The sequence below is a fragment of the Streptomyces sp. P6-2-1 genome, assembly GCF_050613165.1.
Classification (GTDB): domain Bacteria; phylum Actinomycetota; class Actinomycetes; order Streptomycetales; family Streptomycetaceae; genus Streptomyces.
In genome coordinates, this window is the sequence record NZ_CP192513.1 from 1,362,382 (window position 1) to 1,382,511 (window position 20,130).

General features: G+C 73.1%; 12 protein-coding genes. 2 read left to right on the top strand and 10 right to left on the bottom strand.

The genetic code is table 11. The features are described 5' to 3' along the window. Positions 1-42: 42 nt before the first annotated feature. The 3 genes from ACQYWQ_RS06040 to pepN form a co-directional block, all read right to left on the bottom strand. Positions 43-1,590 (bottom strand): lysine N(6)-hydroxylase/L-ornithine N(5)-oxygenase family protein, encoded by a 1,548-nt coding sequence (locus ACQYWQ_RS06040; protein WP_431032854.1) that lies wholly within the window; start codon positions 1,588-1,590, stop codon positions 43-45. Continuing rightward, complete coding sequence (locus ACQYWQ_RS06045) at positions 1,587-2,975, bottom strand: pyridoxal phosphate-dependent decarboxylase family protein (protein WP_431032855.1); 1,389 nt, start codon at positions 2,973-2,975, stop codon at positions 1,587-1,589. The genes ACQYWQ_RS06040 and ACQYWQ_RS06045 overlap by 4 nt, the downstream gene beginning before the upstream one ends. An 856-nt stretch (positions 2,976-3,831) precedes the next feature. Continuing rightward, a complete protein-coding gene (pepN, locus tag ACQYWQ_RS06050) occupies positions 3,832-6,324 on the bottom strand; it encodes an aminopeptidase N (protein ID WP_431032856.1) in 2,493 nt (830 codons plus the stop codon). 120 nt (positions 6,325-6,444) lie between these two features. Between pepN and ACQYWQ_RS06055 the strand changes: the two genes are divergently transcribed. Further along, complete coding sequence (locus tag ACQYWQ_RS06055) at positions 6,445-6,636, top strand: hypothetical protein (RefSeq protein ID WP_431032857.1); 192 nt, start codon at positions 6,445-6,447, stop codon at positions 6,634-6,636. 52 nt (positions 6,637-6,688) lie between these two features. Here the strand turns inward: ACQYWQ_RS06055 and ACQYWQ_RS06060 are convergent, their stop codons facing one another. Beyond that, entirely contained in the window at positions 6,689-7,006 is a 318-nt protein-coding gene (locus ACQYWQ_RS06060; RefSeq protein ID WP_010261206.1) for a chorismate mutase, read from the bottom strand. A 50-nt stretch (positions 7,007-7,056) separates the two neighbouring features. Between ACQYWQ_RS06060 and ACQYWQ_RS06065 the strand changes: the two genes are divergently transcribed. Beyond that, entirely contained in the window at positions 7,057-8,796 is a 1,740-nt protein-coding gene (locus ACQYWQ_RS06065) for a beta-galactosidase (protein ID WP_431032858.1), read from the top strand. A gap of 263 nt (positions 8,797-9,059) precedes the next feature. Here the strand turns inward: ACQYWQ_RS06065 and ACQYWQ_RS06070 are convergent, their stop codons facing one another. The 6 genes from ACQYWQ_RS06070 to ACQYWQ_RS06095 form a co-directional block, all read right to left on the bottom strand. Then, positions 9,060-9,812: a S1 family peptidase gene (locus ACQYWQ_RS06070; protein ID WP_431032859.1), complete on the bottom strand. Its 753-nt coding sequence runs from the start codon at positions 9,810-9,812 to the stop codon at positions 9,060-9,062. 166 nt (positions 9,813-9,978) lie between these two features. Beyond that, on the bottom strand, positions 9,979-11,634 hold the full coding sequence (locus ACQYWQ_RS06075) for a DEAD/DEAH box helicase (protein WP_431032860.1): 1,656 nt from the start codon (positions 11,632-11,634) through the stop codon (positions 9,979-9,981). 144 nt (positions 11,635-11,778) lie between these two features. Beyond that, complete coding sequence (locus tag ACQYWQ_RS06080) at positions 11,779-11,985, bottom strand: cold-shock protein (protein WP_008748518.1); 207 nt, start codon at positions 11,983-11,985, stop codon at positions 11,779-11,781. A gap of 432 nt (positions 11,986-12,417) precedes the next feature. Beyond that, positions 12,418-13,881 (bottom strand): glutamate synthase subunit beta, encoded by a 1,464-nt coding sequence (locus ACQYWQ_RS06085; protein ID WP_431032861.1) that lies wholly within the window; start codon positions 13,879-13,881, stop codon positions 12,418-12,420. Continuing rightward, the gene (gene gltB, locus ACQYWQ_RS06090) at positions 13,874-18,511 is read right to left on the bottom strand and encodes a glutamate synthase large subunit (protein ID WP_431032862.1); all 4,638 of its coding nucleotides are present in this window, start codon (positions 18,509-18,511) and stop codon (positions 13,874-13,876) included. Before gltB ends, ACQYWQ_RS06085 begins: the two co-directional genes overlap by 8 nt. 479 nt (positions 18,512-18,990) lie before the next feature. After that, entirely contained in the window at positions 18,991-19,794 is an 804-nt protein-coding gene (locus tag ACQYWQ_RS06095) for a VIT1/CCC1 transporter family protein (RefSeq protein ID WP_431032863.1), read from the bottom strand. Positions 19,795-20,130 lie beyond the last annotated feature (336 nt).

The following is a 20,130-nucleotide window of genomic DNA, read 5'->3' on the forward strand; positions in this document are numbered from 1 at the left end:
CGACGGCCCCGGGGGCGGTTCTCCGGGGCCGTCGGTGTGTGTTCAGGGTTGTTCGTTGAGGCGGACCAGGTGGTGGGGGCGGGTGGTGGGGGCGGGTTGGGGGGTGAGGCCGAAGGTGGTGAAGGCGGTGCGGGTGGGGAGGGCGTAGGGGGTGGTGCCGGTGAGGGCGTTGAGGATGGTGGCGCTGCGGTGGGCGGCGAGGCCGAGGTCGGGGGCGCCGACGCCGTGGGTGTGGCGTTCGGCGTTCTGGACGTAGACGTGGGAGCCGGTGGCGGTGATGGCGTCGTCGAGGTGGAGGCGGTACTGGGCGTCGACGCGGGGGCGTTCGGCGTTGTCGCGGTGGAGGTAGGGGTCGAGTCCGGCGAGGAGCTGGTCGAGGGGGCGTTCGCGGTAGCCGGTGGCGAGGACGACGGCGTCGGTGGTGAGGCGGGAGCGGGTGCCTTGTTCGCGGTGTTCGAGGTGGAGTTCGATCTGGGTGGTGGCGACGCGGCCTGCGGTGCGGACGCTGACGCCGGGGGTGAGCGTGGCGTCGGGCCAGCCGCCGCCCAGGGTGCGGTGGTACAGCTCGTCGTGGATGGCGGCGATGGTGTCGGTGTCGATGCCCTTGTGGAGTTGCCACTGCTGGGTGGTGAGCTGGTCGCGGGTGGCTTCGGGGAGGGCGTGAAAGTAGCGCGTGTAGTCGGGGGTGAAGTGTTCGAGGCCGAGCTTCGAGTACTCCATCGGGGCGAAGGCGGGGGTGCGGGCGAGCCAGGCGAGGCGTTCGTGTCCCGGGGGGCGGTGGCGGAGCAGGTCGAGGAAGATCTCGGCGCCGGACTGTCCTGAGCCGATGACGGTGATGTGTCCCGCGGTGAGGAGTTGTTCGCGGTGGCCGAGGTAGTCGGCGGAGTGGACGACGGGGACGTGGGGGGCTTCGGCGAGAGGGCGGAGGGGTTCGGGGATGTGGGGGGCGGTGCCGATGCCGATGACGAGGTTGCGGGTGTGGGTGCGGCCGAGGGCGTGGGCTTCGCCGTCGGTGTCGAGCTGGGTGTAGTCGATCTCGAAGCAGGAGCGGTCGGCGTTCCAGCGGACGGCGTCGGCCTGGTGGGAGAAGTGGAGTCCGGGGAGGTTCTCACTGACCCAGCGGCAGTAGGCGTCGTACTCGGCGCGGTGGATGTGGAAGCGCTCGGCGAAGTAGAAGGGGTAGAGACGGTCGTTCGCTTTGAGCCAGTTGAGGAAGGTCCAGGGGTTGGCGGGGTCGGCGAGGGTGACGAGGTCGGCGAGGAAGGGGACCTGGAGGGTCGCGCCGTCGATGAGCTGGCCGGGGTGCCAGTGGAAGGCGGGGCGTTGCTCGTAGAAGGCGGTGCGGAGCGGCGCGGTGCCGGTGGGGAGGTGGTGGGCGAGGGCGGCGAGGGAGAGGTTGAAGGGGCCGATGCCGATGCCGGCGAGGTCGAGGGGAGTGTCGGTGGGGGCTGCGGGTGCGGGAGTGGGGGGTTCAGGGGCCGGGGCGGTCTCGGGGGGTTCGGGTTCCTCGGTGGGGTCCACGGGGTCCGCGGCCCGGGGCGCGGGCACGGCGGGGGTGTGGCTCCGGAAGGGGCGGGGCGGGAGGTTCATCGGGGGGTGTGTCCTTCCACGAGGTCGAGGAGGGCGGTGAGGTCCTGGGGGGTGGTGTGGGGGTTGAGGAGGGTGGCCTTGAGCCAGAGGCGCCCCGCGAGGCGGGCGCGGCCGAGTACCGCGGTGCCCTCGGTGAGGAGGGTGCGGCGGAGGTGGGCGAGGTCGTGGTCGGTGGCGTGGGTGGGGCGGAAGAGGACGGTGCTGAGGGTGGGGGGTGCCCAGAGGTCGAGGTGGGGGCGGTCCGTGATGAGGGCGGCGAGGGTGCGGGCCTGCTCCTGGACGGTGTCGACGAGGTGGGCGAGTCCTTCGCGGCCGAGGGTGCGGAGGGTGACGGCGATCTTGAGGATGTCGGGGCGGCGGGTGGTGCGCAGGGAGCGGCCGAGGAGGTCGGGGAGTCCGGCGTCGGTGTCGTCGTCGGCGTTGAGGTAGTCGGCCTGGTGGGTGAGGGGGGTGAGGTCGTTCGGGTCGCGAGTGGCGAGGATTCCTGCGGCGACGGGTTGCCAGCCGAGTTTGTGGAGGTCGACGGTGACGGTGTGGGCGCGGTCGATTCCGGTGAGGAGGTGGCGGTGGGCGGGGCTGAAGAGGAGGGGGCCGCCGTAGGCGGCGTCGATGTGCAGGCGGGCGCCGAACTCTTCGCAGAGGTCGGCGAGTTCGTCGAGAGGGTCGATGAGTCCCGCGTCGGTGGTGCCGGCGGTGGCGGCGACGAGGAGGGGGCGGCCCCGGTGGGCTTCGAGCGCGGTGCGCAGGTCGGCGGGGGTGATGCGGCCGGTGGGGGTGGGGATGCGGTGGGCCGGGGGGAGGCCGAGGAGCCAGGCGGCGCGGGGCAGGGAGTGGTGGGCGTTGGCGCCGTGGAGGAGGAGCGGCGCGCGGTCCTGGGCGGTTTCGCGGGCGAGGAGGACGGCGAGCTGGTTGGCCTCGGTGCCGCCGGTGGTGACGAGGGCCTGGGCGGCGACGGCCTGGGGGTAGATCTCGGCGGCGAGGGTGTGGGTGACGTGTTCTTCGAGTGCGGTGGCCGCGGGGGCCTGGTCCCAGGAGTCGAGTGAGGGGTTCAGGGCGCTCGCCGCGAGGTCGGCGGCGGTGGCGACGGCGAGCGGGGGGCAGTGCAGGTGGGCGGCGCAGTGGGGGTGGGCGGGGTCGGCGGCGCCGGCGGCGAGTGCGGTGACGAGGGTGGCGAGTGCCGTGTGCGGGTCGGTGCCGGTCTCGGGCAGTACGGGGGTCGCCGCGGTGTGCAGGGCCGCGGCGACGGGGGCGGGTCCGCCGGCGGGGAGGGGGCCCTTGCGGTGGTGGGTGCCGTCGGTGAGGGCGGTGAGGACGGTGTCGAGCAGGGGCCGCAGGGCCTCGGGTCCGTGCGGGCCGCCGGACAGGGGCGGGAGGGTGCGGGGCATGACGGCTCGTCCTTCGGGTCTGCGGGTCGGCGGTCAGCCTGCCCGGCGCTGCGCGTGCGAGGTCCACAGAGCCCAACGAACGGAACCCGAAAGGGGTATGGGGGTGGGGTGAATCCACCTCTGGGCGGGGTCGGTCTGGTATAGGGGCGGATGTGCGGGGTGGGGGCCGGTGGGTACGGCGGGGTGGGTACGGCGGGGTGGGGGCGTGCGGCGGGGCGGGGGCGTGCGGCGCGGGGGGCGCGTACGGGGACGGCGCGTGCGAGGCGGGATGACGGGGCGGCGGCACGGAATGCGGCGCGAGGGCAGCGGGGCGGGGGTGGCGGCGGTACAGGGCGGGGTGGCGCGTACGGGGGCGGGGTGGCGCGTGGCGTTCGCCCTTGCCTGTGGATAACTCGGCCTGAAGCGGAAAACCGCTCACTCTTGGGAGTGAGCGGTTTTCCGGGTTTCGCGGAGTTGTCCACAGATTTGAGCGGAGGGGCGGAGCGGGGTTGTGGGTGCGGAAGACTTGGTGTTGGGGTCGCCCCCCAGGGCGGGTGGGGGCCGTCCGCTCGCGGAACGGGCAGCCCGGGAGCACGCAGCCCGACAACACGCAGCCCCGCAACACGCAGGCCGGCGGCACGCAGACCGGCGGCACGCAGGCCGGCGGCGCGGGTAGTACGAGAGCGGCGCTCTCTCCAGAAGCACCCCGCCCCCGCACACCCCCTCATACCCCCGCACACCCCCGCTCCCCTTCAGCCCCCGATAAGCCCCGTGGCCCCGCGGCCCCGCAGCTGCATGGCCCCGCAGCTGCATGGCCCCGTGGCTGCACGGCCCCGCGGCTGCACGGCCCGCGGCTGCATGGCCCCGTGGCCGACCGTCAGCCCCCCACCCCCTCGCGTACCCGCAGGGCGCGGCGGAGGTCGTCGAGCTGGTCGGTGAGGGCGCGGCGCAGGGCGGGGGTGGCGTCGGTGGCGGTGCGGAGGGTTTCCTCGCCGAGGGCGAGGTGCTGGGGCGTGACGGCGCTCGTGGGGAAGGCGGTCTTGCCTGCCGCCTGGGCGAGCGCGGGGCCGCGGCGGGCGGCGAGGGCGAGGGCGGCCGGGTAGTAGCGCTCCACGTACGGGGCGAGGAGTTCGGCCTGTTCGGGCTGCCAGAAGCCTTGTGCGGTGGCGGTGAACAGGTAGTTGGAGAGGGTGTCGTCCTCGAAGAGGGAGTGGAAGGCGGCTTCCTTGGCCTCGGGAGTGGGCAGGGCGGCGCGGCAGCGGGCGGCGCCCTCGTGTCCCGTGGCGCTGGGGTCGCTGTCGAGTGCTGCGGCGATGGCGGTCTCGTCGGTGGCGCCGAGGACGGCGAGGCGGGTGAGGAGCATCCAGCGCAGCTCGGGGTCGAGGGCGGGGCCGCCGGGCACGGTGCCGTTGTCGTACCAGTCCTGAAGGGTCTCCGGGCGGGTCGCGAGGTGGAGGAGGTTGCGTACGGCGGTGAGGCGCAGCGAGGGGTTGTGGCCGTCCTCGGTGCGGCGCAGGAGGTCGCGGCAGGTGTCGCCGAGGAGGGCGAGGGCCGCGGGGCGGTGCGCGGCGTCGGTGTACTGGTCGGCGACCTGGATGTGGGCGAACTGGAGGACGCCGCGGACGACGGCGGCGTCGTCCTCGTGCGGGAGGTGGGTGCGGACGACGGCGAGGTAGTCGGCGGGGGCGAGGCGGTTGTCGCGTACGGCGTTGCGCAGGGCTGTCCAGATGACGGCGCGGCTGAGCGGTTCTTCGATGCCGGAGAGGTGTGCGGTGAGGGTGGCGTGCGAGACGTCGTCGAAGCCGGTCTTGGCGTAGGTGTGGTCGTGGTCGTTGAGGAGGACGAGGGCGGGGCGGGGGGCGTCGACGGTGACGGTGGTGGGGGTGCTGGGGGTGAGGTCGAGCCAGGTGCCGGGGCGGCGGCGCGGTGCGCCCTCGGGGTCGAGGTCCCACAGGCCGAGGCGGACGCGGTGGGGGCGGGTGCCCTCGTGGCGGACGGTGAGGCGGGTGCCGGTCTCGTCGAGCGCGGGGGTGAGGGTGTCGACGCCCGTGGTGCGCAGCCAGGACTCGGCCCAGGCGTGGACGTCGCGGTCGGTGGCCGACGCGAGCGAGTCGAGGAAGTCGGCGAGCGAGGCGTTGGCGAACTTGTGGCGGGCGAAGTGGGTGTTGATGCCCGCGAGGAAGTCCTTCTCGCCGAGCCAGGCGACGAGCTGGCGGAGCGCGGAGGCGCCCTTGGCGTAGGAGATGCCGTCGAAGTTGAGGAGGGCCGCGGCGGTGTCGGGGACGTCGTCGGGGGCGACGGGGTGGGTGGAGGGCCGCTGGTCGGCCTCGTAGCCCCAGGTCTTGCGGGAGACGGCGAACTCGGTCCAGGTGTCGGCGAAGCGGGTGCCGGCCTCGGCGAGGGTCTGGTAGCCCATGTACTCGGCGAAGGACTCGTTGAGCCAGATGTCGTCCCACCAGCGCAGGGTGACGAGGTCGCCGAACCACATGTGTGCCATCTCGTGGGCGATGACCATCGCGCGGGTCTGGCGTTCGGTCTCGGTGACGGCGGAGCGGTAGACGAACTCGTCGCGGAAGGTGACGAGTCCGGGGTTCTCCATCGCGCCGGCGTTGAACTCGGGGACGAAGGCCTGGTCGTAGGAGTCGAAGGGGTAGGGCTCGGTGAACTTCTCGTGATAGCGGTCGAAGAGGGCGCGCGTGACGCCGAGGATCTCCTCGGCGTCGGCGTCGAGGTACGGGGCGAGGGAGCGGCGGCAGTGGATGCCGAAGGGGAGGCCGCGGTGTTCGGTGCGGACGGAGTGCCAGGGTCCGGCGGCGACGGCGAGGAGGTAGGTGGAGATGAGGGGGGTGGGCGCCGCGGTCCAGGTGCCGTGGCCGTCGTGGGTGGTGACGGTGTTGGCGAGGACGGTCCAGCCTTCGGGGGCGGTGACGGTGAGGTCGAAGACGGCCTTGAGGTCGGGCTGGTCGAAGGCGGTCAGGACGCGCTGGACGTCCTCCATGAAGAGCTGGGTGTAGAGGTACGTCTCGCCGTCGCTGGGGTCGGTGAAGCGGTGCATGCCCTCGCCGGTGCGGGAGTAGCGCATGGTGGCGTCGGCGGTGAGGGTGTGTTCCCCTGCGGCGAGCGCGGGCAGGGGGTAGCGGTTGCCGTCGAGGCGGGCGGGGTCGAGCGGGGTGCCGTCGAGGGTGATGCGGTGGAGCGTGTCCGGCTTCAGCTCGACGAAGGTGTCGCCTTCGGTGCGGGCGGTGAAGTGGATGGTGGTGGCGGACCCGAAGGTGTCGGGGCCCTGGGTGACGTCGAGGTGGACCTCGTAGCGCTGGACGTCGAGGAGTGCGGAGCGGGTGTGCGCTTCGTCGCGCGTCAGTACGGACATGGGGACATGCTGCCGGAGACTGGCGGGGACGCGGGAGGCAGGGCGCGGCATGGGGACGTGCGGGGGCGGGGAGGTCTACTGTGCGCGTCCGGGTTGTGCGGGAGGAGCGAGGTGGCTGGTGTGACGGTGGTGGAGCTGTTCGGGGGTCCTCTGGACGGGAAGCGGCACGAGGTGGAGGGGGAGTTGGGGGTGGAGCTGCGGTTTTCGGCCGTGCCGAGGTGGGAGGGGGCGCGGGCCGACGAGGCCGTGACGCTCGTGTACCGGCGGGAGGAGGGGGTGTACCGGTACGTGGAGTCGGTGCCGGGGGTGTAGCGGTACGGGGGCGAGGGGCACGGTGTTCCCTGCCCCGCGCCGCTCGTAGCGCTCAGCTCTTGCCGCCCGCTTCCTCCGCGATGCGCTCGTGGTGGCGGATGACCTCGGCCACGATGAAGTTGAGCAGCTTCTCGGCGAAGGCGGGGTCGAGTTTGGCGCTTTCGGCGAGGCGGCGGAGGCGGGCGATCTGCTGGGCCTCGCGGGCGGGGTCGGCGGGGGGCAGCTGGTGGGCGGCCTTGAGGTGGCCGACCTGCTGCGTGGCCTTGAAGCGTTCCGCGAGCATGTAGATGACAGCGGCGTCGATGTTGTCGATGCTGTCCCGCAGCCGGAGCAGTTCGGCGCGGGCGTCCTCGGCGTTGCTGGTGGTCATGGACACGGAGCCTACGGTGGCCGGGGCACCGGGGCGGACAGGGGTAGGCGATGTTCGAGGTCGGCGAGCGGGATTTCCTGGTGGACGGGCGCCCTGTGCGGCTGCTTTCGGGGGCTTTGCACTACTTCCGGGTGCACGAGGGGCAGTGGGCGCACCGGCTCGGGATGCTGCGGGCGCTGGGCCTGAACTGCGTCGAGACGTACGTGCCGTGGAACCTGCACGAGCCGGAGCCCGGCGTGTACGAGGACGTGGCGGCGCTCGGCAGGTTCCTGGACGCGGCGGCGGAGGCGGGCCTGTACGCGATCGTCCGCCCGGGCCCGTACATCTGCGCCGAGTGGGAGAACGGCGGGCTGCCCGTGTGGCTCAGGGGTCCGCTGCGGACGCGGGACGCGAGTTTCACCGCGCCGGTGGAGCGCTGGTTCCGGCGCTTGCTGCCGCAGGTCGTGGAGCGGCAGGCGGACCGGGGCGGGCCTGTGGTCATGGTGCAGGTGGAGAACGAGTACGGGAGTTTCGGCTCGGACGCGGTGTACCTGGAGTGGCTGACGGGGCTCCTTCGTGAGGTGGGGGTGTCGGTGCCGTTGTGCACGTCGGACGGTCCCGAGGACTGGATGCTGTCGGGCGGCACGGTGCCGGGGGTGCTCGCGACGGTGAACTTCGGTTCGGGGAGCGCGGAGGCGCTGGCCGCGCTGCGGCGGGCGCGGCCCGACGGGCCCTTGATGGTCATGGAGTTCTGGTGCGGGTGGTTCACGCACTGGGGGGACAAGGCGGTGGAGCGCAGGGACGCGGCGGACGCGGCGGCCGAGCTGCGGGCGATCCTCGAAGCGGGCGCCTCGGTGAACATCTACATGGCGCACGGCGGCTCCAACGGCGGCTGGGAGGGCGCGAACAGGCTCGGCGAGTGGCACGACGGCGCGTACACGGCGACGACGACCTCGTACGACTACGACGCGCCGGTCGACGAGGCGGGCCGCCCGACGCGCAAGTTCCACCTCATGCGCGAGGTCCTGGCCGCGTACGCCGATGCCCCGCTCCCCGCGCTGCCTCCCGCTCCCCCGGCGCTCGGCGCCGAGGTGTCCGTACGGCCGGCGGGCTGGGCGCCGCTCGGCGCGGTCGTGGACGCCGTGGGCGGGGACGAGCACGTGTCGGCGTGGGCGCCGTCGTTCGATGACCTGGGCGTGGACCGGGGCCTGGTGCGCTACCGGCTGCGCGTCCCCGGCCCGCGCGCGCCGCGCCCGTTGCGGCTGCCGGAGGTACGGGACCTGTGCGAGGTGTACGTGGACGGGGTCCGCGTCGCGCCAGGGACGCCGGTCGGGGGCGGGGCCGCTGTCGAGCTGTGGGTGGAGTCGCTGGGCCGGGTCAACTACGGGCCGCGTGTGGGCGAGCCGAAGGGCATACCCGGCGGTGTGCTGCACGCGACGCAGTACCTGCACGGCATCGGGGCGACGCCGCTGCGGCTGCGGGACCTGGAGGGGGCGCTGCCCCCGCTCCCCCTCGCCGCCCCGCCTGCTCCGGGCGCGCGCGGCCTGCACCTGGGCACGTTCACGGCCCCGGCCCCCGGGGACGCGTGGCTCTCGCTGCCCGGCTGGGGCAGGGGCTTCGTGTGGCTCAACGGCGTGTGCCTGGGGCGCTACTGGTCGGCGGGTCCGCAGAGCGAACTCTTCGTCCCCGGGCCCGTCCTGAAGGCGGAGGGCGCGAACGAGCTACGGGTCCTGGAGCTGGCGGGTCCCGAGGGCGAGGGCTCCGGCGGAGCGGCGGCCGGGGCGGTGCGGCTGCGGCCGGTCGAGAGCTGAGTCGGCCCGTAGGCGCGCGGAAAGCCGCACGGACACGGGAAGAGCCGCACGGACACGCGAAGAGCCGCACGGACACGGGGACCCGCAGGACACGGGAAGGAGCCGCACGGACACGCGAAGAGCCGCACGGGCGCGGAAAGCCGCACGGCCGTAGGAATCCGTCCCCCGCGAGAGGCCCGTACCGCCGTCACGGGGGCGTCGGCGACGCCGCCGTCCGGCCGCCTCGCCGCCGCCGCGCTGCCCCCCCCCCCGCTCCCCCGTCGTCACAGCGTCTGTGCCGCCTTCGCGATGTCCTCGCGGAAGTGGCTCAGTTCGGTGTAGACGCCGGGGGTGTGGGCGCGGCCGCAGCCCTGGCCCCAGCTGACGATGCCGATCTGGACGGGTTCGCGGGAGGGGCCGGGGCGGAAGAGGGGGCCGCCCGAGTCGCCCTGGCAGGCGTCGGCGCCGCCCTTCGGGGTGCCCGCGCAGAGTTCTTCGGCGGGGACGAGGTCCTTGCCGTAGGTGCGGGCGCAGGTGCGGTCGTCGACGAAGGGGACGTCGACGGCGCGGAGGGTGCGGACCTCGGTGCCGTTCTCCGTGGTGGCGCCCCAGCCCGCGACGGTGAAGGTGCCCTTGTCGAATCGTTTCGACGGGGTGATCGGGAGGGTGGGGAGGTCGACGGGCTCGGCGAGCTTGAGGAGCGCCCAGTCCTTGCCCACGCCGTCGTAGCCGGGGGCGAGGACGGCGCGTGTGCCGCGCACCGTGAGCGCGTCGGGGCTGTCGAGGTCGGTGGTGCCGAGGGTCGCTGTGACCTGGTCGGGGCTGACCGTCCCGTCGAGGCAGTGCGCGGCGGTGAGGACGAGGTCATCGGCGTAGAGGGAGCCGCCGCAGCCCATCGAGAGGTGGACCGTCCAGGGGTACTCGCCGGGGGCGGCCTCGCCGCCGCCGACGACGGGGCGGGGCGCGGCGTGGGCGGCGGTGCCGCCGAAGGTGAGCGCGATGGCGGCGAGGACGGCGCCGAAGGTGCGGTACGGCAACGGGGGGCCCTTTCGCTGGGGGTGCTCCGGTGGCCGGGGCGCCGGTTGGGGCGTCGGCGGGGAGTCTGCCCAACGAGACGGGCGGGGATGCGTGACGGTTACGCCGAAGGGGCGCCCCGGGATGACCCCAGGACGCCCCGTACGGAGACGCGTTCCGCCCGGCCCGTCAGCTCGCCTGCGAGCGCGGGCCGCGGCCCCTGCCGCGCCGGCTCGCGCCACCACCACCGCCGCCGCGCCGCCTGCCCGAGCCGTTCCGGGTGCCGCTGCCGCTGCCGCCGCCGCGCTGGGCGGGCGGGGTCGCGGTGACGGGCGGGGCCAGGACCACGGGGACGCCGGAGGGCTCGCGCGCGCCCGTGACGCGGGTGAGTTCCGGGTCGCTCGCGGTGACGTTCGCGGTGTGCGGGCGGATACCGGCCGCCGAGAAGAGGCGCTGCGTGTCGCGCTTCTGCTCGGGCAGGACGAGCGTGACGACGCTGCCCGACTCGCCCGCGCGGGCGGTGCGCCCGCCCCGGTGCAGGTAGTCCTTGTGGTCGACGGGCGGGTCGACGTTGACGACGAGGTCGAGCGCGTCGATGTGGATGCCGCGCGCGGCGACGTTGGTCGCGACGAGCGCGGTGACCTGCCCGTTCTTGAACTGGTCGAGGGTGCGGGTGCGCTGGGGCTGGCTGCGGCCGCCGTGCAGGGCGGCGGCGGGGACGCCGTCGGCGAGGAGGCGCTTGGCGAGCCGGTCCGCGCCGTGCTTGGTGTCGACGAACATGATGAGCCGGCCCTCGCGGGCGGCGATGTGGTGCGTGACGGCGCGCTTGACGGTCGCGTCGGCCACGTACAGGAGGTGGTGCTCCATCGTCGTGACGGCGCCCGCGGAGGGGTCGACGGAGTGGACGACCGGGTCGTCGAGGAAGTCGCGGACGAGGCGGTCGACGTTGGCGTCGAGCGTCGCCGAGAAGAGCATCGTCTGGCCCTCGGGCTCGACCTGGTTGAGGAGCCGGGTGACCTGGGGCAGGAAGCCCATGTCGGCCATCTGGTCGGCCTCGTCGAGGACGGTGGTGCGGACGTCCTGGAGAGTGCAGTCGCCGCGGTCGATGAGGTCCTTCAGGCGGCCGGGGGTCGCGACGAGGAGTTCGGCGCCGCGCCGCAGGGCGTTCGCCTGCTTGGTGAGCGAGAGGCCGCCGACGACGGTCGTCAGGCGCAGGTTCACCGAGGTGGCGTAGGGGGTGAGGGCGTCGGTGACCTGCTGGGCGAGTTCGCGCGTGGGCACGAGGACGAGGCCGAGCGGGGCACGCGCCTCCGCGCGGCGGCCCGCCGTACGGGCGAGGAGCGCGAGGCCGAAGGCGAGGGTCTTGCCCGAGCCCGTACGGCCCCGGCCGAGGATGTCGCGGCCTGCGAGCGAGTTCGGCAGGGTGGCCGCCTGGATCGGGAAGGGCGTCGTGACGCCCTGCGCGGCGAGGGTCTTGAGGAGCGCCTCGGGCATGTCGAGGTCCTCGAAGGCCGCGACGGGCGGGAGCGCGGGGGTACGCGGCTCGGGCGCGGCGAAGTCGCGGGAGGCGCCGCCCTGCTTGGCGCCGCCGCGCGAGCCGCTGCCGCGCGAGCCGCCGGACGCGGGGCCGCGACGGCGGGGCTGGGGGGCGCGGGCGGCGTCACCGCGGGCGGCGCGGGGCTCTCCGCGGCCGGTGCGGGGCGCTTCGCCGCGTGCCGTGCGGGAGCCTTCGGCGCGGGCGGAGCGGGGGGCCTCGGTGCGGGCGGTGGCGCCGGTGCTGCCGCCTCGGCGGCGGGCGGGGCGTCGGGCCGCGGGGCGGCCTGCGGGGTCCTGGGGGGTGGTCATACGGGTGCCTTCCTCTGGGGGCGGCGGGCGGGTGGGGTGACGCCCGTGCGCGGAAGGCGTCGGCACGGAAACGGGGCCCGCACCTGCTGGTGCGAGCCCCGCTCACGCGGCGTTTTCGGCCCCCGTGAGGGCCGCGCGCAAAAATCAGCCCTTGGGCGTGATGTTCTCCGCCTGCAGGCCCTTCTGGCCCTGCGTGACGTCGAACTCGACCTTCTGGCCCTCGATGAGCTCACGGAAGCCCGAGGACGCGATGTTCGAGTAGTGGGCGAAGACGTCGGGGCCGCCGCCGTCCTGCTCGATGAAGCCGAAGCCCTTTTCGCTGTTGAACCACTTCACGGTACCGGTGGCCATATCAATCTCCTGAGAGGTCGAGAGATGAGAGCGGTACGTACCCTGTGCACGCACCGTGTCGCACCATGAGCCCCACCCGGAGAACCGGGACCAAACAAACGATGCGCCCGACGAAGCATTCCGTCAGGCGCACATAAGAAAGTTCTATGGGTACCAAAACTGCAACATCACCAGCCTAACACGCACAGGGCGTCCCGTGCGTGAGCCAAGCCACTCGGGCGTGTCGCGGCGCAGGTCAGGGGGTGGCGCGGGGGTGGTCGGCGGGCGGTTCGCCGGGTGGTGGACGGGGCGGTGCCGGGTGGTGGACGGGGCGGTTCCGAGGGCCCCTGGACGCGCTGCGGCGCCCGCCGTCCGGTCGGGGACGAGGCGGGCGCCGCGCTCAGTTCCGTACGCCTTTGTACGGGACAGTGAGGGCCCTCGGAAGGGTCGGTCTCAGACCGCGAGGGAGCGGTCGGTGGGGCGGATCGGGGCCGGCAGCGAGCTGGCCCCCGTCAGGTAGCGGTCCACGCCGCGCGCCGCGGAACGGCCCTCGGCGATGGCCCACACGATGAGGGACTGGCCGCGACCCGCGTCCCCGGCGACGAAGACGCCGGGGACGTTGGTCTCGAAGTGCTCGTCGCGGGCGATGTTGCCGCGCGCGTCGAGGTCGAGGCCGAACTGCTCGACGAGGCCGTTGGACTGGTCGGTGCCGGTGAAGCCCATCGCGAGGGTGACCAGCTCGGCGGGGATCTTCCGCTCGGTACCCGGCTTCTGGGTGAGCTTGCCGTCGACGAACTCGACCTCGGCGAGGTGCAGGAAGCGGACGTTGCCGTCCTCGTCGCCCTCGAAGTGGGTGGTGCCTGCGGAGTAGATCCGCTCGCCGCCCTCCTCGTGCGCCGAAGTGACCTTGTAGAGCATCGGGAAGGTCGGCCAGGGCTGCGTGAGCGGGTTCCGCTCGGCGCCCGGCTGCGGCATGATCTCCAGCTGCGTGACGGAGGCGGCGCCCTGGCGGTGCGCGGTGCCGACGCAGTCGGCGCCGGTGTCGCCGCCGCCGATCACGACGACGTGCTTGCCCTCGGCCGAGAGCGGCGAGGTGACGTAGTCGCCCTCCTGCACCTTGTTCGACAGGGGCAGGTACTCCATCGCGAAGTGGATGCCCTTGAGTTCGCGCCCCGGCACCGGCAGGTCGCGCGAGACGGTGGCGCCCGCGGCGATGACGACGGCGTCGTAGCGGCGGCGCAGCTTCGCCGCGTCGATGTCGCGGCCGATCTCGACGCCGGTGCGGAACTTGGTGCCCTCGGCGCGCATCTGCTCGATGCGGCGGTTGATGTGCCGCTTCTCCATCTTGAACTCGGGGATGCCGTAGCGCAGGAGCCCGCCGATGCGGTCGGCGCGCTCGTAGACGGCGACGGTGTGCCCGGCGCGGGTGAGCTGCTGGGCCGCGGCGAGTCCCGCGGGGCCCGAGCCGATGACGGCGACGGTCTTGCCGGAGAGGCGCTCGGGGACGCTGGGCGCGACGTCGCCGGTGTCCCACGCCTTGTCGATGATCGAGACCTCGACGTTCTTGATCGTCACCGGCTGCTGGTTGATGCCGAGGACGCACGCCGATTCGCAGGGCGCCGGGCAGAGCCGCCCGGTGAACTCGGGGAAGTTGTTCGTCGCGTGCAGGCGCTCGGCGGCCGCCGACCAGTCCTCGCGGTAGGCGTAGTCGTTCCACTCGGGGATGAGGTTGCCGAGCGGGCAGCCCTGGTGGCAGAAGGGGATGCCGCAGTCCATGCAGCGGCTCGCCTGGGTCGAGACGATCGGCAGCAGGGAGCCGGGGACGTAGACCTCGTTCCAGTCCTGGACGCGCTCGGCGACGGGACGGGTGCGGGCGACCTCGCGCCCGTGGGTGAGAAAGCCCTTGGGGTCAGCCATTGGTCGCCGCCTCCATCATCTTGTCCTGGGTCTCGTTCTCCGAGAGCCCGGCCCGCTCGGCGGCGTCCTTGGCGGCGAGCACGGCCTGGTACGTACGGGGAATGATCTTGCTGAAGCGGTGGACGGCGCTGTCCCAGTCGGCGAGGAGCTTGGCGGCGACGGTGGAGCCTGTCTCCTCCTGGTGGCGGCGCACGGTCTCGTGCAGCCACGCGGTGTCGGTGTCGTCGAGTACGTCGGTGACGGCGCCGAGTGACTCGCCGTTGACGTGGTTGCGGTCGAGGTCGATGACGTAGGCGATGCCGCCGCTCATGCCCGCGGCGAAGTTGCGCCCGGTCGGGCCGAGGACGAGGGCGCGGCCGCCCGTCATGTACTCGCAGCCGTGGTCGCCGACGCCTTCGGAGACGACGGTGGCGCCCGAGTTGCGCACGCAGAAGCGCTCGCCGGTGCGGCCGCGCAGGAAGAGTTCCCCGCCGGTGGCGCCGTAGGCGATCGTGTTGCCCGCGATCGTGGAGTACTCGGCGAGGTGGTCGGCGCCGCGGTCGGGCCGGACGACGACGCGGCCTCCCGAGAGGCCCTTGCCGACGTAGTCGTTGGCGTCGCCCTCCAGGCGCAGTGTGACGCCGTGCGGGAGGAAGGCGCCGAAGGACTGCCCGGCGGACCCGGTGAAGGTGATGTCGATCGTGTCGTCGGGGAGGCCGGCGCCGCCGAAGCGGCGGGTGACCTCGTGGCCGAGCATCGTGCCGACGGTGCGGTTGATGTTGCGGATCGCGAGCTGGCCGCGTACCGGCGGGGCGGCTTCGGGCGAGGCGGCGGCGAGGGCGTCGGCGGCGAGCTTGATCAGCTCGTTGTCGAGCGCCTTGGCGAGGCCGTGGTCCTGCTCGGTGACCTGGCGGCGGGCGGCGCCCTCGGGCAGCTCGGGTACGTGGAAGAGCGGGGCGAGGTCGAGGCCCTGCGCCTTCCAGTGGTCGACCGCGCGGGTCGTGTCGAGGTACTCGGCGTGCCCGATGGCCTCGTCGAGGGTGCGGAAGCCCAGCTCGGCGAGGAGTTCGCGGACCTCTTCGGCGATGAACTCGAAGAAGTTGACGACGAACTCGGGCTTGCCCGCGAAGCGCTCGCGCAGGACGGGGTTCTGCGTGGCGATGCCGACGGGGCACGTGTCGAGGTGGCAGACGCGCATCATGACGCAGCCGGAGACGACCAGCGGGGCGGTCGCGAAGCCGTACTCCTCGGCGCCGAGGAGTGCGGCGATGACGACGTCGCGGCCGGTCTTGAGCTGCCCGTCGGTCTGCACGACGATGCGGTCGCGCAGACCGTTGAGGAGCAGGGTCTGCTGGGTCTCGGCGAGGCCGAGTTCCCAGGGGCCGCCCGCGTGCTTGAGCGAGGTGAGCGGCGAGGCGCCCGTACCGCCGTCGTGCCCGGAGACGAGGACGACGTCCGCGTGGGCCTTGGAGACACCGGCGGCGACGGTGCCGACGCCGACCTCGGAGACCAGCTTGACGTGCACGCGCGCCCGGGGGTTCGCGTTCTTCAGGTCGTGGATGAGCTGGGCGAGGTCCTCGATCGAGTAGATGTCGTGGTGCGGGGGCGGCGAGATGAGGCCGACGCCCGGGGTGGAGTGCCGGGTGGTGGCGACCCAGGGGTAGACCTTGTGGCCGGGGAGCTGCCCGCCCTCGCCCGGCTTGGCGCCCTGGGCCATCTTGATCTGGATGTCGTCGGCGTTGACGAGGTACTCGCTCGTGACGCCGAAGCGGCCCGAGGCGACCTGCTTGATCGCGGAGCGGCGGGCGGGGTCGTAGAGCCGGTCGGCGTCCTCGCCGCCCTCGCCGGTGTTCGACTTGCCGCCGAGCTGGTTCATCGCGATGGCGAGGTTCTCGTGCGCCTCCTTGGAGATGGAGCCGTACGACATGGCGCCGGTCGAGAAGCGCTTGACGATCTCGGAGACGGGCTCGACCTCGTCGAGCGGGATCGCGGGGCGTTCGCTCTTGAAGTGGAAGAGGCCGCGCAGCGTCATGAGCCGCTCGGACTGCTCGTTCACGCGCTCCGTGTACTTCTGGAAGATGTCGTAGCGGCGGCTGCGCGTGGCGTGCTGGAGGCGGAAGACCGTCTCGGGGTCGAAGAGGTGCGGTTCGCCCTCGCGGCGCCACTGGTACTCGCCGCCGATCTCCAGGGCGCGGTGCGCCGAGGCGATGCCGGTGGGCGGGTACGCCTTGGCGTGGCGGGCGGCGACCTCCTCGGCGACGACGTCGATGCCGATGCCGCCGATCTTGGACGTGGTGCCGGAGAAGTACGTGTCGACGAAGTCGGCGGCGAGGCCGACGGCCTCGAAGACCTGCGCGCCCCGGTAGGAGGCGACGGTCGAGATGCCCATCTTCGACATGACCTTCAGGACGCCCTTGCCGAGCGCCTTGATGAGGTTGCGGATGCCCTGCTCGACCTCGGTGTCGGGGAGGAAGGTCCCGGCGCGGACGAGGTCCTCGACGGACTCCATCGCGAGGTACGGGTTGACGGCGGCGGCTCCGTAGCCGATGAGGAGCGCGACGTGGTGGACCTCGCGGACGTCCCCGGCCTCGACGAGGAGGCCGACCTGGGAGCGCTGCTTGGTCTTGATGAGGTGGTGGTGCACCGCGGAGGTGAGCAGCAGCGAGGGGATCGGGGCGTGCTCGGCGTCGGAGTGCCGGTCGGAGAGCACGATGAGGCGTGCCCCGGCCTCGATCGCGGCGTCGGTCTCGGCGCGGATCTCCTCGATGCGGGCGGCGAGCGCGTCGCCGCCGCCCGAGACGCGGTAGAGCCCGGAGAGCGTCACGGAGGTCATGCCGGGCAGGTCGCCGTCGGCGTTGATGTGGATGAGCTTGGCCAGCTCGTCGTTGTCGATGACGGGGAAGGGCAGGGTCACGCCGCGACAGGAGGCCGCCGTGGGCTCCAGGAGGTTGCCCTGCGGGCCGAGCGTGGAGCGCAGCGAGGTGACGAGTTCTTCGCGGATCGCGTCCAGCGGCGGGTTGGTGACCTGTGCGAAGAGCTGTGTGAAGTAGTCGAAGAGGAGCCGGGGCCTGGCGGAGAGCGCGGCGATCGGCGAGTCGGTGCCCATCGAGCCGATGGGCTCGGCACCGGCCTTGGCCATCGGCGCGATGAGGATGCGCAGCTCTTCCTCGGTGTAGCCGAAGGTCTGCTGGCGGCGCGTGACGGAGGCGTGCGTGTGCACGACGTGTTCGCGCTCGGGCAGGTCGGGCAGCTCGATCTCGCCGGCCCCGACCCACTCCTCGTAGGGGTGCTCGGCGGCGAGTGCGGCTTTGACCTCGTCGTCCTCGATGATGCGGTGCTCGGCGGTGTCGACGAGGAACATGCGGCCCGGCTGGAGGCGGCCCTTGCGGACGACCTTGGCGGGGTCGATGTCGAGGACGCCGACCTCGGAGCCGAGCACGACGAGGCCGTCGTCGGTGACCCAGTACCGGCCGGGGCGCAGACCGTTGCGGTCGAGTACGGCGCCGATCTGGACGCCGTCGGTGAAGGCGACGGCGGCGGGGCCGTCCCAGGGCTCCATGAGCGCCGAGTGGTACTCGTAGAAGGCCCGCCGTGCCGGGTCCATCGAGGCGTGGTTCTCCCAGGCCTCGGGGATCATCATGAGCACGCTGTGCGGGAGCGAGCGGCCGCCGAGGTGGAGGAGTTCGAGTACCTCGTCGAAGGACGCGGAGTCGGAGGCGTCGGGGGTGCAGATCGGGAAGATCCGCTCCAGGGACTCACCGGGGAAGAGGTCGGACGCGAGCTGGGACTCGCGGGCGCGCATCCAGTTGCGGTTGCCCTTGACGGTGTTGATCTCGCCGTTGTGCGCGATGAAGCGGTACGGGTGGGCGAGGGGCCAGCTCGGGAAGGTGTTCGTCGAGAAGCGCGAGTGCACGAGGGCGACGGCGCTCGCGAAGCGGCGGTCCGAGAGGTCGGGGAAGAAAGGTTCCAGCTGCCCCGTGGTGAGCATGCCCTTGTACACGATCGTGCGTGCGGAGAGCGAGGGGAAGTAGACGCCGAGTTCGCGTTCGGCGCGCTTGCGGAGCAGGAAGGCGCGGCGGTCGAGCGCGATGCCCGTGGCGGGTGCGCCGGTGGCGGGGTCCGTGCCGGCGTCGGCGACGAAGAGCTGCCGGAAGACGGGCATGGTGGCGCGTGCCGCGGCGCCCAGGAGCTGGGGGGCCACGGGGACCTCGCGCCAGCCGAGGACGGTGAGCCCTTCCTCCCCGGCGAGGATCGCGACGGCGTCGGCGACCTCGTCGGGCTCGTTGTCGGGGAGGAAGGCGATGCCGACGGCGTAGGCGCCGGGGGCGGGCAGTTCGAAGCCGGCGACCTCGCGCAGGAAGGCGTCGGGGATCTGGGAGAGGAGGCCCGCGCCGTCGCCGGAGTCGGGCTCGGAGCCGGTCGCGCCGCGGTGCTCCAGGTTCTTGAGCACCGTGAGTCCCTGCTCGACGAGCGTGTGGCTCGCCTCGCCGGTGAGGGTCGCCACGAAGCCGACGCCGCAGGCGTCGTGCTCGTTGCTGGGGTCGTACAGTCCCTGGGCGGCAGGGCGGGCGTCCATGTGGGCCCAGGAGGTCGAGGTGACCGCGGAGCCCTTGGCCGCTGTCCGCGGGGACTGCGGGCGCGGAGTACGCATCGGCTCTCCCGTCGTCGTCGGTGGCATATGACATGTGCCGAGGGACGACGTTGGCCCTCTGCGAAATTTCGAGCAGGTTACATGATGGAAGCAATCCCGGAAACCGGATACCGCGTTCCATCATGCGGACAGTCACCCGAAGGAACCCGCAGCTCGGCGGGGTGGTGACGGTACGCCTTCGGTACTTCTGGGGTCGTGCTGAGACACGTAGGGCGACCGGCCCACGGGGGTGGGTCCGGCCGCCTGCGGCGGTCTGGTGGCGGCACCGATCAGGGTGCTGGTCGAGCGGGGCGATCGGGGGCCTGAAAAGCCCGGCGGAACCGGGCGGGGGGCCTGGCCGGGGGCGGGGGTCGTGCCCGGCAGGCCGTGGAACGGGCGACGCTGCCCGTGGCGCGTACGGCTCATGCCCTGCCGTCGCGTGACTGAAACCGCCAAGTAACGACTACTTATGCAAAGTTCCGTATAGGCGCTCAGTCGCCTCATCCTAGAGCGGCCCCGAAGAGATTGCCCAGGAGGTACGTCACACCGGCCGCGGCCCCGCCCAGGGCGAGCTGACGCAGTCCCCCGTACCACCAGCTGCGCGCCGTCACCCTGGCCACGACGGCGCCGCAGCCGAAGAGCCCGAGCAGCGCGAGCGCCACGGCGGGCCACAGCGCGCTCGCGCCGAGGAGGTACGGCAGGACGGGGAGGAGCGCGCCGAGCGCGAAGGAGACGAAGGAGGACCCGGCGGCCACGAGCGGCGAGGGCAGGTCGCCGGGGTCGACGCCCAGCTCCTCGCGCGCGTGCACCTCCAGGGCCTGCTCGGGGTCGGCGGAGAGCTGGCGGGCCACCTCGGCGGCGAGGCGCGGCTCGACGCCGCGCGCCTCGTAGACGGCGGCCAGCTCCGCCAGCTCCTCCTCCGGGTTGCGCCGCAGCTCGCGCCGCTCGACCTCCAGCTCGGCGAGGACGAGTTCGCGCTGCGAGGCGACCGAGGTGTACTCCCCCGCCGCCATCGAGAACGCCCCGGCGGCGAGCCCGGCGAGCCCGGTCAGCACGACGGTGTGCGGCGCGACGGCCCCGCCCGCCACCCCGCTCATGAGCGCGAGGTTCGACACGAGCCCGTCCATCGCCCCGAACACGGCGGGCCGCAGCCACCCGCCGTTGACGTCGCGGTGGTGGGGGTGCGGGGGGACGGGGACGGGCGAGGCGGGCGCGGAGTCCCCGGCGGCGGGGGCCGGGACCGAGGTCGCGGGGGTGGGTTCGGGGTGCGGCGGGGTGGTCGTGGCGGTGTCGAGCGCGGTCATGCCCGGGGCCGTCCTTCACAGTGCGTACGAGTGGAGCGGGACGCTCGAAAATACGCGCGAAAAATGTCCGCTGCCAGCAAGGAAGGCCGTACTTACCGGGGGCGGGCGGAGCCGCGGAACGCCTCTCGTACGCGGCCCCCGGCGCACGGCGGGCGCACACGCGCGGACCGTGCGCCTGCCTCCTGTCGCCCCCCGCTCCCGCGACCGCCGAAAGAGTGGTTCTCTCCCACGGCCGTCCCTCCTTCGCCTCGAACGTCGGCCGAACAGCGCGGGGGATGACGCAGGATCAGCGGACGGGGAGCGGAACGCGAGGTCCCGCCGCAGATCGTCCGAGGA